A 1,594-nucleotide genomic window follows, 5' to 3' on the forward strand; every position below is an offset into this window, starting at 1 on the left:
ATCCTGAAATCCCTGTTCACGCCCTTCAACACCTCCAAGGAAAAAGGCCTCGGGCTCGGCCTCGTCATCGCCAAGGACATCGTCGCCGACTATGGCGGGCGCATCGAGGTGTCGAGCAGCGGCCAGGGAACCCGCTTCACCATCCATCTGTCGAAAGCCGGCGCAGCATGACGAAGCACGATCCGGCACCGGTGATACTGATCGATGACGACGGCGATCTGCTCAAGGCGACAAGGCAGACGCTGGAGCTTGCCGGCTTTGCGGTGTCGGCTTACGCGGTGGCGAGCGAAGCGCTGGCGGCGCTCGACAGGAATTTCGCCGGCGCGGTTGTCTCGGACATCCGCATGCCGGAGATCGACGGCCTGCAGCTGTTCGATCGCGTCTTGCGGCTCGATCCCGACATTCCCGTCATCCTGGTCACCGGCCATGGCGACATCGCGATGGCGGTCAAGGCGATCAAGGACGGCGCCTACGACTTCATCACCAAGCCTTTCGCGGCCGACAGGCTGGCGCAGAGCGTTGCCCGTGCCGCGGAGAAACGCCGGCTGGTGATGGAAAACCGCGCCTTGCGCGAAGCTGCCGAGCAGGCGCAGGAGGGATTGCCGCTGATCGGCCAGACGCCGGCCATGGAGCGGCTGCGCCGGACGCTGCGGCAGATCGCCGACACCGATGTCGACGTGCTGGTGACCGGCGAGACCGGCTCCGGCAAGGAGGTGGTGGCTGGCCTGCTGAACCGGTGGAGCCGCCGCGCCAAGGGCAATTTCGTCGCGCTGAATTGCGGCACGCTGCCGGAGACGGTCATCGAAAGCGAGCTGTTCGGACACGAGGCCGGCGCCTTCACCGGCGCGCACAAGAAGCGCGTCGGCCGTATCGAGCATTCGAGCGGCGGCACGCTGTTCCTCGACGAGATCGAGAGCATGCCGGCCGCGACGCAGGTGCAGATGCTGCGCGTGCTCGAAATGCGCGAGGTGACGCCGCTCGGCACCAACGAGGTGCGCCCGGTCAACCTGCGCGTCGTCGCCGCCGCAAAGGTCGATCTCGGCGATCCCAGCCAGCGCGGCGCTTTTCGCGAGGACCTCTATTACCGGCTCAATGTGGTGACGCTTTCCATTCCGCCGCTTCGCGAAAGGCGAGACGACGTGCCGCTGTTGTTCGGCTACTTCGCCGAGCGCGCCGCCGACCGCTTCCGGCGCACCGTGCCGGCGGTCTCCGCCGCGACCCAGCGTCATCTGAAGGACCATGACTGGCCGGGCAATGTGCGCGAACTCGCCCATTTCGCCGAACGTTTCGTGCTTGGGCTCGATCATGTCGGCGAAACGCCTTCCCCAGCGGCAATGGAGAGCGACACCGCGATGCCGTTGCCTGAACGGCTCGATCGCTACGAGGCCGAGATCATCCGCGAGACACTTGGTCGCAACGACGGCGACGTCCGCCGCACCATCGAGGCGCTCGGCATTCCGCGCAAGACCTTCTACGACAAGCTGCAACGGCACGGCATCGTGCGCAGCGATTTTTCCAGGTAGATCAAGGCCAGAGGTGGAGCATGATGTCGTCCGAAAACCGCTTCACCTTTTTCGGCATCATGCCCTGGAAC

At 65.4% G+C, this 1,594-nt stretch carries 2 protein-coding genes; both read left to right on the forward strand.

The genetic code is table 11. The annotated features are described in order from the left end of the window. Positions 1-171, forward strand: a 171-nt coding sequence (locus tag EOD07_RS33795; RefSeq protein WP_245470597.1) for an ATP-binding protein, incomplete at its 5' end; no start/stop codon positions are given. Continuing rightward, positions 168-1,523, forward strand: coding sequence for a sigma-54 dependent transcriptional regulator (locus EOD07_RS33800; protein ID WP_127238296.1), 1,356 nt, complete (start codon positions 168-170; stop codon positions 1,521-1,523). The genes EOD07_RS33795 and EOD07_RS33800, both read left to right, overlap by 4 nt. Positions 1,524-1,594: the final 71 nt, after the last annotated feature.

The organism is Mesorhizobium sp. M2C.T.Ca.TU.002.02.1.1 (genome assembly GCF_003997225.1).

Bases quoted from the DNA above. Each gene is read 5' to 3' on its own strand.
- EOD07_RS33800 (WP_127238296.1), top strand. From the start codon at position 168: ATGACGAAGCACGATCCGGCACCGGTGATACTGATCGATGACGACGGC.